This is a genomic window from Lactococcus sp. EKM203L (assembly GCF_011800585.1).
In the GTDB taxonomy this organism is placed as follows: domain Bacteria; phylum Bacillota; class Bacilli; order Lactobacillales; family Streptococcaceae; genus Lactococcus; species Lactococcus lactis.
The window spans coordinates 67173-82374 of record NZ_JAALEQ010000005.1; the positions used below are offsets into that span (position 1 = coordinate 67173).

13 protein-coding genes are annotated in these 15202 nt (G+C 32.1%); 3 read left to right on the forward strand and 10 right to left on the reverse strand.

Going from position 1 to position 15202, the window contains the following annotated elements; genetic code table 11:
• Positions 1–37: 37 nt before the first annotated feature.
• Positions 38–784 (forward strand): mechanosensitive ion channel family protein, encoded by a 747-nt coding sequence (locus tag HFD15_RS09655; RefSeq protein WP_003130180.1) that lies wholly within the window; start codon positions 38–40, stop codon positions 782–784.
• A 111-nt stretch (positions 785–895) separates the two neighbouring features.
• On the opposite strand, the gene HFD15_RS09660 is transcribed toward HFD15_RS09655, so the two are convergent.
• The 7 genes from HFD15_RS09660 to HFD15_RS09690 all read right to left on the reverse strand — a co-directional run bounded on the left by HFD15_RS09660 (position 896) and on the right by HFD15_RS09690 (position 8688).
• On the reverse strand, positions 896–2296 hold the full coding sequence (locus HFD15_RS09660) for a glutamate decarboxylase (protein ID WP_058208825.1): 1401 nt from the start codon (positions 2294–2296) through the stop codon (positions 896–898).
• A 19-nt stretch (positions 2297–2315) separates the two neighbouring features.
• Positions 2316–3827 (reverse strand): glutamate:gamma-aminobutyrate antiporter, encoded by a 1512-nt coding sequence (gene gadC / locus HFD15_RS09665; protein WP_023189201.1) that lies wholly within the window; start codon positions 3825–3827, stop codon positions 2316–2318.
• 142 nt (positions 3828–3969) lie between these two features.
• Positions 3970–4800, reverse strand: coding sequence for an XRE/MutR family transcriptional regulator (locus HFD15_RS09670; protein WP_021722855.1), 831 nt, complete (start codon positions 4798–4800; stop codon positions 3970–3972).
• Positions 4801–5351: 551 nt separating this feature from the next.
• Positions 5352–6128, reverse strand: a complete 777-nt coding sequence (locus tag HFD15_RS09675; protein ID WP_058208201.1) for a ribonuclease HII — start codon at positions 6126–6128, stop codon at positions 5352–5354.
• Between the two features lie 119 nt (positions 6129–6247).
• A complete protein-coding gene (gene ylqF, locus HFD15_RS09680; RefSeq protein ID WP_081042640.1) occupies positions 6248–7096 on the reverse strand; it encodes a ribosome biogenesis GTPase YlqF in 849 nt (282 codons plus the stop codon).
• 222 nt (positions 7097–7318) lie between these two features.
• Positions 7319–7864 carry a GNAT family N-acetyltransferase gene (locus HFD15_RS09685; RefSeq protein ID WP_003130171.1) on the reverse strand — a complete coding sequence of 182 codons (546 nt, stop codon included), beginning with the start codon at positions 7862–7864 and terminating at the stop codon, positions 7319–7321.
• Between the two features lie 92 nt (positions 7865–7956).
• Entirely contained in the window at positions 7957–8688 is a 732-nt protein-coding gene (locus tag HFD15_RS09690) for an alpha/beta hydrolase (protein ID WP_058206445.1), read from the reverse strand.
• 195 nt (positions 8689–8883) lie between these two features.
• On the opposite strand from HFD15_RS09690, the gene HFD15_RS09695 reads away from it, so the two are divergent.
• Both HFD15_RS09695 and HFD15_RS09700 read left to right on the forward strand, forming a co-directional pair.
• Positions 8884–9645 (forward strand): DeoR/GlpR family DNA-binding transcription regulator, encoded by a 762-nt coding sequence (locus HFD15_RS09695; RefSeq protein WP_058208741.1) that lies wholly within the window; start codon positions 8884–8886, stop codon positions 9643–9645.
• On the forward strand, positions 9638–11023 hold the full coding sequence (locus HFD15_RS09700) for a Xaa-Pro peptidase family protein (protein ID WP_167593599.1): 1386 nt from the start codon (positions 9638–9640) through the stop codon (positions 11021–11023). The genes HFD15_RS09695 and HFD15_RS09700 overlap by 8 nt, the downstream gene beginning before the upstream one ends.
• 98 nt (positions 11024–11121) lie before the next feature.
• Here HFD15_RS09700 and HFD15_RS09705 read toward each other — a convergent pair whose 3' ends face one another.
• The 3 genes from HFD15_RS09705 to HFD15_RS09715 all read right to left on the reverse strand — a co-directional run bounded on the left by HFD15_RS09705 (position 11122) and on the right by HFD15_RS09715 (position 15105).
• Positions 11122–12696 carry a zinc ABC transporter substrate-binding protein AdcA gene (locus tag HFD15_RS09705; protein WP_167593598.1) on the reverse strand — a complete coding sequence of 525 codons (1575 nt, stop codon included), beginning with the start codon at positions 12694–12696 and terminating at the stop codon, positions 11122–11124.
• A gap of 239 nt (positions 12697–12935) precedes the next feature.
• A complete protein-coding gene (locus tag HFD15_RS09710) occupies positions 12936–13331 on the reverse strand; it encodes a hypothetical protein (RefSeq protein WP_058208738.1) in 396 nt (131 codons plus the stop codon).
• Positions 13332–13356: 25 nt separating this feature from the next.
• Entirely contained in the window at positions 13357–15105 is a 1749-nt protein-coding gene (locus HFD15_RS09715; protein ID WP_167593597.1) for a metallophosphoesterase, read from the reverse strand.
• Positions 15106–15202 lie beyond the last annotated feature (97 nt).

Below are 15202 nucleotides of genomic sequence, written 5' to 3' on the forward strand. Positions count from 1 at the left end.
AAATGAATTTATAAAATTACTGAACAAAGGAGCAAAAATGAACTTATTAAAAACAAACTGGGAAGACTTTGGTTTATTTTTATTAGATAAAGCAATTACAATTTTATTAATTAGTATTCTTTTTTTTATTCTCTATCAAGCTGGCTCTCGTATCGTTAAACGCTTATTTAAAAATTATAGTGAGCAAAAATGGACGGATACTTCGAGAATTTTAACCCTCTCTCGACTGACAACCAGTGCCATCCATTATCTTACAGTTTTTCTTTATATCTATACTGTTCTAGGAGTCATCGGAATTCCTGTTGCAAATATCCTTGCTGGTGCTGGTATTCTCGGAGTTGCTCTAGGTTTTGCTGGGCGAGATTTAGTCGCTGATATTATCAATGGCTTCTTTATTATCGTTGAACATCAAATCAACGTTGGAGATACTGTGGCTTTTGCTGGCCTTGACATCGAAGGGGTAGTAAAAACTGTAGGAATTCGTTCAATTACAGTAATTGGCGCTGATGGCGCAACGACTTTTATTCCTAATCGAAATATTGCTGCCCTCAAAAACTACTCATACAAAGAAAGAACTGTTAACCTTGATGTGCCAGTAACAAGTGAGAATCTGATTGAAAGAAAAAATCAGATTATGGAAGTTAATGCAAATTATCCTCAACTTAAATATTTAGGAATTATCAACATTGAAGACAAACTCTTCTTAAGAACAAGTTTAACAGCCCCATTATCTAAGATTACTCCTTTAAAAATGGAGATTTTAGATAAATATTATGAAAAATAATCACTGACAGACTTATAACTAAATAGAAAAAACAAAAATTATCATCAAAATAAAAGCGATATAGATTAACTATATCGCTTTTATTTTTTCCTAAGATGAATATCAGCTTTTTTAGTGAGTAAAACCATATGTTTTATTTTCAGGTTCCTCATGGTATAGAATATGAGCCTTATTTAAAGCCTCAATTGCTTCTTGCATATCTTGAACATAGTTAAATGCCATATTCATCCCAAAATCTGCTCGAATCACTAAACGTTGAATGATTTCATTTTCCAAATTTTTAGGAAGTGGATAAGCAGGCACTTGCCATCCCTTCATTAATAAACGGTCCGCCAAATCATAAAGATTCCAACCCCGATTTGAATCTTCTTTTAATTTATAGCAGACAATTGGCAATTGTGACCCATCGTTCATAATTTCAAACATTCCAGTTTTTTCAATTTCTTTTGCTAAAAACATGGCTACTTTATGTGTTCTCTCATGAATAGCTTTATATCCATCAAATCCATAACGTACAAAATTATAATATTGACCAATTAATTGAGAGGCACTGTGAGAAAAATTAATGGCCATCGTTGGTAGTTCTCCTCCAAGATAACTTACTTTAAAAATTAATTCTTCTGGTAAATATTTTTTGTCACGCCACAAAACCCAACCTACACCAGGATAAACTAAACCATATTTATGGCCTGAGGTATTGATTGAAATGACATTTTTCAAACGGAAATCCCACTCAAGTTCTGGCTCAACAAAGGGAGCATAAAGTCCTCCTGAAGCAGCATCTACGTGAATATAAACTTTATAGTCTGTCTGTTTATTATATTCTTCAATCAAATTATCAAAAGCTTTGATATCATCATAACGACCAGTATAAGTAATCCCCATAATACCAACTACACCAATCGTGTACTCATCAACATAATCCATCACCTTGTCCAAATTGATTGACATATGTTCTTTATCCATTGGCACTTCTCGCATTTCAATATCCCAATAAACACAGAATTTTTCCCAGCAAACTTGATAACCAGATGAAATAACTAAGTTTGGCTTTTTCGCATTAATATCTAATCCCAATTTTTCTGCTCGCTTGCGCCAAGAAAACTTCATGGCCATTCCACCAAGCATACAAGCTTCTGAAGAACCAATTGTTGAAGTCCCCATAAATTTTTCTTTTTCACTCGCATTCCAAAGGTCAGCGATCATGTTGACGCAACGGTTCTCAATTTCAGTTGTTCTTGGATATTCCGATTTATCAATCGCATTTTTTTCCAAGGTCTGACTCATTAGTTTGACTGCTTCAGGTTCCATATAAGTTTGACAGAATGTGGCTAAATTTAAACGAGCGTTCCCTTCATCTAACATTTCATCTTGAACTAACTGATAGGCCACTCGAGGCTCAATTGATTTTTGAGCTAATTTATATTTAGGCAAATCCACTTGTTCACTTTCTGAACCAAAAATTGGTTCCAAGAACTCTGCTTCATCGCGATTTTCTTTTCCGTATAACATAGGTACATCCTCCAATTTTTTAATGTTTTAAGATATGTTCTTCTTTTTTAATAATATGATGCTCACCACGAGCTGCTGGATAAATCGCGGGGTTCACATCTCTTGCTTTAAAGTGCCTTGGTTCTTCAATAGTATCATGTCCCCTTTTATCATGCAATTCATAAACAATAAATGGCAAGATAGCAGTCACAACAAAACTTATAAGAAGTATCATTTGGTAAGTATGAGTCTCATTTTTCGCAATTGATGCTGGAGGAACAAAGGAAATAAATAGAGCAAAAATTGATAATAAAAATCCAATTCCCGCAATGATTGTTTTTCCAACTCTTTTACCTGGAACATTATAAGTGCGCTTTAAATTTTGTTTTTTATAGATTAAAACAAAGTAACCAATAAAGAATAAGAGATAACCTACCAAATAAATCACTACTGTCAGTGAAATGGCAACTAAGAAAGATAAATTATTTCCTCCTCCTCCAAAAGTTAATACAGCGCCCCAAAGTGTAACAATGATTCCTTGAATCATAACTAAAGGAACAGGGACTTCATGCGTATTTGTTTTACGTAAAAATTTTGGTAATAAGCCTCTTTGTGCTGCTGCAAACATCCCTCTAGAAGGACCAACAACCCATGAACTCACTTCTCCCATAACCCCAAAGGCAATCATTAGTGCAATTACTTTAACTAACCATCCCAAATGATGATTAAAATGTAAGATTAACGTTTGAAAAGTTTGAATTACCCCTGCACTTAATGATAAGTCTTTTTGAGGAATAACCGCTGCTACAGAAAATCCACCTATGGCATCTAAAGAAATAGCTAAAATTACTAATAAAATCATTGCTAAGGGATAATTTCTCTTTGGATTTTCAAGTTCATTAATGTGCGAAGCTGAAGCTTCTACCCCCATATAAGCAAGAATAAAAGAAACAAAAACTACTAAAGTTGATACTTGTGAAAAATCTGGTACAAAAGCATGCTTATTAATTGGTATCTCTATAGGATTACCTCCGATAAAATATGCCGCAGCTAATCCAAACAAGATAATGGATGGAATCACTATTCCAACTACGAAACCAGCTTTTACCAATTTAGCAGTTCTTTGTGTCCCACCTAACTGAGAAAATGTCAATCCCCAAAAAATGATTAGTAAACCAATAAATTTAATCAATGGATCTGTATTAAGTGCCTGAAAATTTAACACATAAGAGAGGGCCCCTAAAATGAAATAGATCATAGTGACAAAGCCAACTGTAATTTGAAACCACTGAAAAAATATGGCTGCAAAACCAAAGCGCTCCCCTAAAGTTTGGCTCACCCAACTAAAAATTCCACCATTTTTCCAACCTTCAACCGTCGCCATTTCTGCTGCACAGAGCGCTACGGGCAAAAACCAGAGTAGTCCTCCGAGAAGTAAAAAGAACACCAAATGTAATTTTGACGTGGCAAAAGTTGGATACTCATAGACAGTCAAAACCATTGAAGCGGTTAATGCAAAAAAACCGAATAATGATAATTTTTTTTGATTCATCATACCTCCTTATATTTATGATTGAATTTTTTAAAAGACATGTTATATAGCCTCATACAACTCATCTTCATTTTCTAGTATATGCTCCAGAATAAAAAAATCTCTTTTAAACTGTTGCTTTAAAGCAACAGCTCAAAAGAGACTAAATTGACTTTTTCAAATACTTTTCCATTTTTTTCTGATAGAATTCTTTTATCTTCATTCCTCCAAATTCTTCCAAAGTTTCAAGCGCATAATTTATTTTTTCTTCTCCCACTTCTGCATTTTCAAAATTAAAAATAATGATACCTCTGGCAAGATGTCTTAATACTTCAGAATATAAATCGACACCTACAGTCCGATATTTTTTAGTCATTTCTAAAATATTTTCGGCTTTTGCTCTTTCTCCATTAGCCGCGTATATCGCAACGCTTTTATAGGCTATTTGCAATAGTCTCCTTCTATATTTTAAGACTCTACAGTAATTTTCACATCTTTTGTCAAAGTTAAAAAGCAACAATTCTAATTGGTTGACATTGAGATAATCAGATACAAAATAGAATAAAGTTAGTTCAAAATATCCCCACTCTTCAATATTACAAAGATAAGTTTCAATTTCCTTAACTTCTGTCTGACTAATAGTCCCAAGCTTCGTTTTAACGGTAATCGTCAGTAAATGATTCCCTGTTTCTTTAACCTCAGAATATAACTCTTTTATTTTATCTCGATTTTGACTAAATTCAGCTTTTTCCAATTCTAATATAAAAAATTCTTGGAAATTCGGCATATAATTATTTACTATCAATTCGTACTCAGCTAATGGCACTTGCATTTCTTCTAACATCAAATCTATGCGCTCAAAACTCATCATACACTTTCCATGTTCAAATCTAGATATATTTGAACGGTCTATTCCTAATTTACTAAAGTATGATAATCCTAAATTCTTTTGGTTTCGTAACTTTTTAAAACAATCTCCATATTTTTTATACATTCTCAACATCCCCCAAACTATTATTTTTATTGTTTTTCAAGATTTATAACAGTTCATTGGCTATACTCTTTAATCAGTATGTCAATGTAGCTGTTATTTCTGGATTTAAGAAATTACGCAATTGAGATTATAACTTATTTAGGACTTAATCGTCAAATTTATACCAGTTCATACAAAAAGTATATCTTACATAATTTATAATAAAAAACATTTATATTACTTTATATTTCTCTTAGGATATTAAAGAAAACAGTATGAAAGCTTATACTTGGCTCATCATCTGCTCTACCAAAATTTTGATATAAGTCTTTTGTTAAAATAATTATTATTAAAAAATATTGGAAATTATAACAGATGTAACTATACCAATTTCGAATATTTTATTAGTAACTAATTCTATAAAAAACTCTCTTTATTTATTATGTCATTTAGGTTAATATAAAATTAGTTTTTTATTAAAAAAGAATAGTCTAAATAATTACTGACAGACCTGTCAGCAAAAAAACGTGAACAGATAACGTTCACGTTTTACATATTTTTACTGACAGAATCTACGATTTAAAATTGACCATTGTTTTAATCGGCTCATAGGACTTGCGATGAATTCTTGTGATACCATATTTTGTTAGAGCTTCAAGATGTTTTGCTGTTCCATAACCTGCATTATGTTCAAAATCATACTCAGGAAATTCAAGAGCAAACTCTTTCATCATTTCATCACGAGTTACTTTAGCAACAATTGAAGCTGCCGCAATCGAGGCTGAACGAGCATCTCCGTGAATAATTTTTGTCTGTGCAATAGGTAAATCCAAAACCATAGCATCAATTAAGAGATGCTCAGGTTTAACAGATAATTTTGATACTGCCTGAATCATTGCAATTTTTGTTGCCTCATAAATATTTACTTCATCAATTTTTTCCGCATCAACAATCCCAATTCCTATTGCTAAAGCTTTTTCTTGAATTTCAGATAGAATAGCATGATGTTTTGATTTTGGCACTTTTTTACTATCATTTAAACCCCGAATTTTACAATTTTTAGGTAAAATGACTGCCGCAGTCACTACAGGACCAGCAAGTGGTCCACGACCAACTTCATCAATACCTGCAATTAATTGAATTTCTTGACCGTAAAGTTCTTTCTCAAATTCCAACATTTGTTCCAAACGAGCCTCTTCTGCTAACTCTGCTAAAATTTGTTTTTTCCTACTTTTAAGTGCTGCTTGAACCCCAGCCCGTTCATCTGCTTCATACTCTAAGAATTCTTTTGCTGACAAGTCTGTCAGTTTGGCTAAGGTCGCTTTAATTTCTTTAATGGTTTGTCCTATTTTACTCACCAACTCTCAAAAATTACTGACAGCTTTTCTGTCAGTAATTTTACATAATATTATTTATGTTATTGATACTGAAAATCTGTCAGTAATCACACAATCATAAAATCATAAAATCAAAGTCCGTCAACTCCGACTTCGTCCAAACAGAACAAGCCCAGTTTTCCATCTCGAACATCTTTGACAAACATATTATAGAAACGATCATAATCATCACGGAAACCAAATCTTGCGGTCAACTCCATAATTAAGTCTGGAATTTCAAGCTCCAAATCTTCTTCTGTCATTCGATATCGTTTCATTGTGACTGTTCGATAGTTCTTCAAAAAATAATTTAATCCAAAAATTGTTACCTCATCCATTGGCAATAAATCATCCTTAATTGCCCCAGTCAAAGCTAATTTTAAACCAACAAGTTGATCTTCAAATTTTGGCCAAAGAATACCTGGTGTGTCCAATAATTCTAATTCTTTATTGGTTCGAATCCATTGTTGACCCTTAGTTACCCCTGGACGGTTCCCAGTCACTGCAACTTTTTTACCTGCTAAGCGATTCATCAAAGTTGACTTCCCTGCATTCGGAATTCCGATAATCATTGTTCGCAAAGTAGTATGAGCAATGCCGCGCTCCTTATCATGAGCGACCTTATCAGCCATCAATTTTTTAGCAGCAACAGTTAATCTTTTTGCTGTATATTCTTCTTTAGAATTAATGGCTAAAGTTACAAAACCTTGTTCATCAAAATATTCGATCCATTGTGCTACTGCATTAGAATCAGCTAAATCAGCTTTATTTAAAGCAATAATTCTTGGTTTATCTCCAATAATTTGCCCCAACATCGGATTACGTGAAGAAATAGGGAGACGAGCATCAACCAATTCAATCACAAAATCAACATATTTTAAATTTTCTTGCACCTGACGACGTGCTTTGGACATATGCCCAGGAAACCATTGTATTACCATATTAATACTCCTCAAATCAACTGTACATCTCGACAGATTTTATATATTTCTAATTTAACATTCAGATAAGAATCAAGACTTAGCTGAGTTTTTATTCTACTAAAAGAATACAAATTTGAATTCTAATTTTTGCCCTCTTTTAAACCCAAAAGAATATAAAAAGGGACAAAGATTACCTTATCCATTTTAGCATTTTTCAACTTTTTTTGTAATCCTCAATTTTCAGGATTCAGATTTTCCGATTTTTAATAAATCAAGACCCAAAGTTAATTCTCTTAAGACCTTTTTAAAAACCTCTACGGAGAAAAAGGGTGATGTTGTCAAAGTTAAGAAAGTTTCTCCCCGATCAGTAATCGTGTAGTCTGTATCATAAAAACCATTCTTTTTATAGAATTTTAGACGTTTTACTCTCTGTTCATAATTATCTGCACTCGGATCAAGTCTCTCAATGTTCAAAGTAATATTTTTACCTGAAAATTTTTCTTTTAAAGTTTCTAAAATCGCTGAACCATAACCTTTAGACTGAACCTGATTATTAACTGCTAAATATAAAACAAAAGTCATCTCTTCATGACTCACAAGGTAAGAAACACCACAAAATTCATCATTTTGATAGTAAGCCCAGAAATGTACATTTTTCTTCAAGGCCCAAAGTTTTAACAGCCAAATTGGATATTGTTCTTCTTTAGGAAAAGAATTTTTAACTAAATCTATGACTTGACGATATTCCGGTAAAGTTTTAGATACATTTTTTATTTCTAAATTCATTATTTCTCCTCTACTTTAAGGGTAATATATCGATTATATCAAAAAAGATTTAGAGGTCATAATGAAGTCCTTTTACTATTAGTATAAAATATCTAATCTAGTCTTATAAGCCAATTCTTTAATGTTTGAAAGATTGCTTCTTGCTGTTGAAGATTAGAAATTGACGCCTTTTTATCTCCTTTTTGAAAACCATAGCTCCCAAATCCACTATGGTTTCCACCTTCTATAGTAATATACTTCGTTTGTTGTGGAAGATATTGTTTCGCCTTTTGATATGATGACCAGTTTAGGACCCCATCTTGAGAACCAACTATAGATAATATTCCTCCATTAAAATTAGTTAGACTTCCTTTTTTATCAGGATAACTAGCTAAAAAGAAAACTCCTTTTAATGATGAATCAGATATTCTTTTTTCTGCAAACCGACTTGCAATTACCCCACCTAATGAATGGCCACCGACCACATAATTATTAATTTTATTCGTTTTAATAATTGAGGAAGCTTTATCTGGATTAAACACTGCTAAATTTAAAGGTTCTTTTATTAGATAAACCGTATATCCTGCTTTAGCAAGTTTATTTGCCCAAATACTATAACTCTTATTATCTACTAGAGCCCCCTGATAAAAGATAATGCTTGTTTTTTTAGGATTTCCTTTAAATACAAGGGTATCATTCTGAACTTCAGCTTTTTGTGAAATTTTTAAAGCTTCAGAAGTGGGATGATAGCTATTCGTCTTAAGGTAAAAAAATATAAACGTAGCAATTATCAGTATTACCACTCCCGAAAAACCTAAAATTTTCTTTAACTTACTTTTTTTCATTCTTACTTCATTCTCCATATTGATATTATAATTATTATAACATGACAACAAAAACTAAAACGATTATATATTTATAATAATAAGATAAATAAACATTTTGCATTAACTTGCATTTTTGGCATATTTTCGATCAAACAATTGCAACTTATTGCTTATTTTCGTGTGCTGTGTTATGATAGTTAAAAAGGAGAGAGAATGTTATTAGAAGAAAGACTATCCCAAATTAGCCAAATCATTGATAAAGAAGGCAGTGCCACAATTGATTTTCTAGCTCAAAAACTTGAAGTTTCAAAAGATACAATTAGGAGAGATTTAATAAAGTTAGAATCCAGAAAAAAATTGCATCGAGTTCATGGTGGAGCAATTCCAATCGGCAAAGAGGCTGAGATTTTGAATTATGAAGAACGCTCAAATATTTCCAGCAGTTTAAAGAAAAAAATAGCAAGTAAAATAAAAAATCTCATAAAAGATCATAGCACTCTTATTTTTGATTCATCAACAACCGTCGAAGCTGCTATAAAACAACTTGATAACTTCTCTATCTCAACCATCACAAACTCCCTCACCAATGCAATATTACTTTCGAAGTATGAGAAGGCAACTGTACAACTTCTTCCCGGAAAATTAAACAAGAATCAACTATTCTTGTACGGCGCGGAAACCATTGAAAAACTCTCTCAATATCAAGTTGATTTTACAATTTTAGGCGTTTTCGCTCTTTCTAATAATGGTTTATTCATTCATACTGAAGAGGAAGGCCTCGTCAAAAGAAAAATGATTCAACAAGGAAAGCAAGTCATAGCCTTAGCAGATCATACCAAACTTAATAAAGAAGGATTCTTTAAAATTTGTGATTTAAAAGAAATAGACTATCTCATCACCGATGAAAAAATTGAAGGTGAATTGATGAATAATTTAAATGATAATAATGTGAAAGTGGTGACTATAAATGAATAAAGAAATTATTTACGAAAAAATAAACGAACCAAAGCTCTTTAATAATGTTCCACCGGTTACACTAACTGACAAAACATTAAAGGACCGAAAAGAAAAGCTTTTAACAATAATGGCTAAAGAACAATACGATGCATTAATTATCTATGCAGACAAAGAACATGGCAGCAATTTTGAATACTTTACTGGATTTATTCCTCGTTTTGAGGAAGGATTAATCATTATTGATAAAAATGATAAAGCCACGCTTGTTTTGGGTAATGAGAATTTAAAAATGTCTAAACACTCAAGAATTGAAGCTAACCTTATTCATTCCCCTCAATTTTCTTTGCCAAATCAACCCATGGATAACGAAAAAAGTCTAACTCAGATTTTTAAGGAGTTAGAACTTTATAAAAACAAAAAAATTGGCTTGATTGGCTGGAAGATGTTTACAACACAAAATGAAGAGCCTTCAGAATTATTTGATCTTCCCTACTTTATCGTAGACGCAGTAAAGAATTCACTCTCAACAGATACAATTTTAACTAACGCTGCTCAACTCCTCATTGGTACAAAAGGAATTCGGACGATAAACAATGCAAACGAACTCGCGCATTATGAATATGGAGCTAATCTTGCCTCTCGTTGCATTCTAAATGCCATGAATCAGCTTAAAATAGGAATGAAAGAAAGTGAAATTGGCGCAATACTCTCTGACGAAGGGCAAGCCCATTCTGTAATTACAATTGCAGCTGCTGGAGAAAGATTTAAAAAAGCCAACTTCTATCCCAGTTATAAAGAAATAAATTTTGGAGAACCAATTTCAATGACAACAGGTTTCAAAGGAGGCTTGTCTAGTCGAACTGGTTTTTTAGTCAATGAAGAAAAAGATTTGCAAGATAATCAAAAACATTATCTTACTGATCTTGTCATTCCTTATTATAAAGGAGTCGTTTCTTGGCTAGAAAATATTTCCATCGGGATGTTGGGAAATGATTTCTATAAAATGATTGATAAAAATTTGCCAAAAGCAAAGTATAATTGGCATTTAAATCCAGGGCACTATGTCGCTGATGAAGAATGGATGGCCTCTCCTTTCTATAAAAATTCAAAAGTGAAAATTGCTAGTGGAATGATTTTTCAAATTGATATTATTCCATCTGTAGAAGGTTTAGCAGGCGTAAGTGCTGAAGAATGCGTAGCTATTGCTGATCAGTCACTTAAAAATGAACTTAAAAATGAATATCCCGAACTATGGCAAAGAATTATAACACGAAGAAACTACCTCATAAATGAATTAAACATCAATTTAAGTCCAGATGTGCTTCCTTTATCAAATACAGTGGGCTACCTAAGACCTTTCCTCTTAGAAAAGTCGAAAGCCTTGAAAGTCAAATAAAGTTAATACTTATAAAAAAGAAGAATTCTATTCGGCAGAATTCTTCTTTCTTTTTTTTAATATGTTTGAATATTTACGTAGACAAATAACTACTACTTCTAATGTGCAATCATTTCTTGAGCAATCTCAAAGCCCGTCAACTTTTTCGGATAATAAGTTGGCCAATTTTCTAATTCAGCCAAAACTTTTTCTTGGCTTTCTCCACCATGGAAAATATGAAAATGACTTGTCTTTACGGGGCTAATATTATGATCACTAAATTGAACATATTTAAATTCACCAGCTTTGGGATCATTTGATTCAAATAAATAGCGAACCCCTCGGTTTCCTTTACTATAGTTTAGAATTTTGAAGCCTTTATATTGATATGTATAGCTCTCTTTTACCCCATTTTTAACGAAACTCATCGTTTTATCATCTATTAAAATTTGGTCAACATCCGTTTTATAACCCTTTGTGTAATAATCCTTATAGTCAGCAGCTGACATTTCCTTATTAATTTTTGATTTAAGCTCAAACACTTGGTCTAATGTTCCTTTTTCCAAGAGAGGATAGACAGATTGCCAATTTCCACTATAATCACTTAAGGAACGGTTTTTTACATCAGCATCAGAAAAATAACCATTGGCAACCGTTTTTACTTCTTTACTTTTCTCCTCTGCTTGAATGTCTTTTCCTTCAGTTTCTGTTGTTTTCTTAAGTGCTATTAAATTTTGTTCCATAACTTTGATATAATTCCCACCTTCTGAAAGTTCTTTCTTCGTCAAACTTTCTAATGGATTAAGCACCTCAACGTTTACTTTTGCTTCTTTGGCGAGTGTTTTGGCAAATTTATCATTAGCATTTTTTTCAAAATAAATATACTGAATACTATTAGCTTCAACATATTTTTTTAATTCCCCCAATCTTTTAGCTGAAGGCTCTTTGTCAGGATTTAAACCTGCAATAGACACTTGATTAAGACCATAGTCCAATGCTAAATAGCGGAAAGCAGCATGTTGAGTCACAAAATTTTTCTGCTTAGCATCTTTTAGTTCTTCACTGTATTTTTGATCAAGTTTACTTAATTTTTTAACATATTTTTCAGCATTTTCACTGAAAAGATTAGCTTGTTTAGGATAGAGTTTTTTTAATTGAGCTTCAATTATCTTTACTTCTTTAATCGCCATCTTTGGTGAAAGCCAAGTATGTGGATCATACTCATGATGATGATCACTTTCGTTTTCTGAGTGTTCATGCTCATCATCAGAACCTGGAAGTAAAACAATTTCTCTTGTTCCTTCGATGATCTTGGGCGATTTTTCTCCCAAAGTATTTTTCAACTTTCCTACCCAAGTTTCCATATTATCATTATGATAAACAAAAAGATTTGATTGATTAATTTTCAACATATCTTTTGCTGAAGGCTCATAATCATGAGGCTCTGTACCTGCTGGTACTAATAGTGATACTTCTCCAGCCTCACCCACAACATTCTTTGTGAATTCATAAACGGGATAAAAAGTGGTAACAACTGATAGTTTTGAACTGGCGTTTTTTTCATTTTCTTTTGAATTTGTATTCTGACAAGCAGCTAAAAATATTAAAGCCACTAATCCTAAACATACACTAATAATCCATTTTTTCTTATACTTGATTAAGTTCACTCTTAAAATCCTCCTAAAAATAATCATCTTTACTCATTTACTCTAGAGATAAATATCAAACCAGTTAGTAGTTGATTAACCGGTTAACTTTATAGTCAAAAAAATATTTAATTTCTATTAAATTTCACTTTTCAAAAGACACCTCCTTATATAGTTAACCAGTTAAGTATATCTAAAGTTTTATAATTTGTCAACCGGTTAAGTAATTTAAGTTTACAAAAAAAGACTTAATTACAAAGTCTTTTTAGATTATTCATTTAATTTCTTCATTGACCTGAAAGCACCTTTTTCAAATTTTCATTGATAACAGAGGTATCTTCAGGATGTTGATTGACTAATTCATTAGATTTAAAGATTGCGGCAGATTCAGGTGATTGAACTGCCTGTTTGATATGCGGATCACTTATCGAATTAATGTAATCTAATTCATCTTGCCACGCCTTTTTTAATTGAACATAGTATATATTTTCTGAGCTTTGTTGCCTACTACTGCTACTCAGTTCTGTTGAACTAGCTTGTTTTGTTTGAGTCTCTTTGGAAGACTCTTTTATCAATTTTGTCGTACTTTGACTGCTATCTTTTGATGAACTATTGGTCTTACTGCAAGCCGTAACTGTAAAAAGTATGAGTAGTGAAAGTATCCCAATAAAAAATTTTTTCATTCATCCTTCTCCTATAAATATTTTATTAATTTTTATCTTTCTTAAGTCCTAAAGGTTTCTCCATATTCGTATCAGGTAACAATTTTGCAAGCTCAAATCCTGTATTAATTTTTGAATAAATAGAACAAACTACAAAGATATTTTTGTTAGAAAATTTGACCATTTTTGATTGACCTGATGAGGCTGGAATGTGATGGTGGCCATGAATGGCTCCAATAATATTAAAATTTTCGAATAAATCCAATATCCCCCTATGAGCACATTTATAAGATTTGTTATAGGAGCTGCTCTTTGGTGAAAGCATACTTAATTCATTAAATAATGGAGCATGAGAAACAACTACTGTTGGAATTTGTTTATCTTGAGCAAGAAGTCTTTTCAGTTCAATAGCAATAAAATTTTGCAGTTCTTTCTTTCGCTTCGCAAGAGCCACTGGTATGGTTAAGCCAATATAACGCACCCCCTCATAAATCACCGATTCATTATTTAATATCTTCATTTTGGGATAATTTTGCGCTAACTCCTCTTTTATGAGTTCGTAAAAGGAATTATCCCCTATTGGTAATTTTGGCCATGCCTGATCTGGGTCTAAAACTAAATCCTTAAACCATTCTTTTTCTCTAAAATCATCCCATTTACTTTTAGAAAAAATCTTTTGTTCTGAAAGAATATCTGCTAGCTCATGATTTCCAATAACATAAATTCCTTGTATTTTTGAATCTGAAACTACAGAATCAGAGATATTTCCTACTAAAATATTGAAGTTAGGATTAGAGAAAGGAAGTTTTCCATCCTGACTATCAATATCTGAAATAACATTAATTTTATTATTATTTTCAGTAGAATGAACATTTTCAAAGTACTGCTCAAGGTCTTTAGGATTTTGACTATGTGCAACATAATTTTTCCGTAAATTCCTCAATTGATTACCCACATTTGATTTCAGTAGTGGTTTGGTCACCACTTCTTTAATAGGTTCAGCAATTTGAATGTTTTCAATTTCTACTTTAAGTGGGGCAGGAAGATTTTCTAAACCAACTTTCAAATCTGACTGACTTGAAAGTGCTAAATTCTTGCTTTGGTCAAGATAAACATTTTCTTTTGGTTGTTCATGGGCAGAATCAAGCAAATGAACATTTTTACCATCCGTTGAAATCGGTAAATTCTGCGTCACTTCAACAACAAATTTCAAGTATTCGGCTAAATAAGGCGAAATTCCAGTTTTTCTATTTTCACTGTGTAAAAATTTTCCAGCCAGATTAGCAGAAAGAGGGCCCGTTTCATCATGTTGCATCATCCTTCCCAAGACTTGCATTTCAAACAAAGGGTCCATAAAAATTTGTTGATAAGCCTGCTTTACTTCATTGGAATCAAGTGCAACTCTTTGTCCTGTTAATTGAAAAATAGATAAAGCCAAATATTTTTTTAGATTATTTTCATGACTTTCAATATATTTTCTTGTTTCATTCGGATGCAAGATTGCTTGAATAGAGGCTTTCTGTATATAATTCCTTCCTGTATCATAAGGAATTGCAGAGTAGATTAAATCCCCCTTACTCTCAATTATTAAAGATTTGTGATTTAAATTATAAACTAATTGAAAATACTGGCTCTGATAAATAACTTTATTGACTGAACGACGACGATTTTCTGGATAAAGTTCAAATCGACCTTCTAATAAATTTTGACTGATTTCAAGATTATTTTTTTTAATTTCTATCGCAGTTTCTACGGTTTCTTTTCGCTCTTTAGAAATTTCATTTTTAGCTTTCAAGTCATCTAAACCCTTCTATTTTTTTTAACTAACCTTAATAAATTTAAGTCTTTGGCATCAGTAAAATTTTATTAGATTTAATTAAAGATTATGTCCT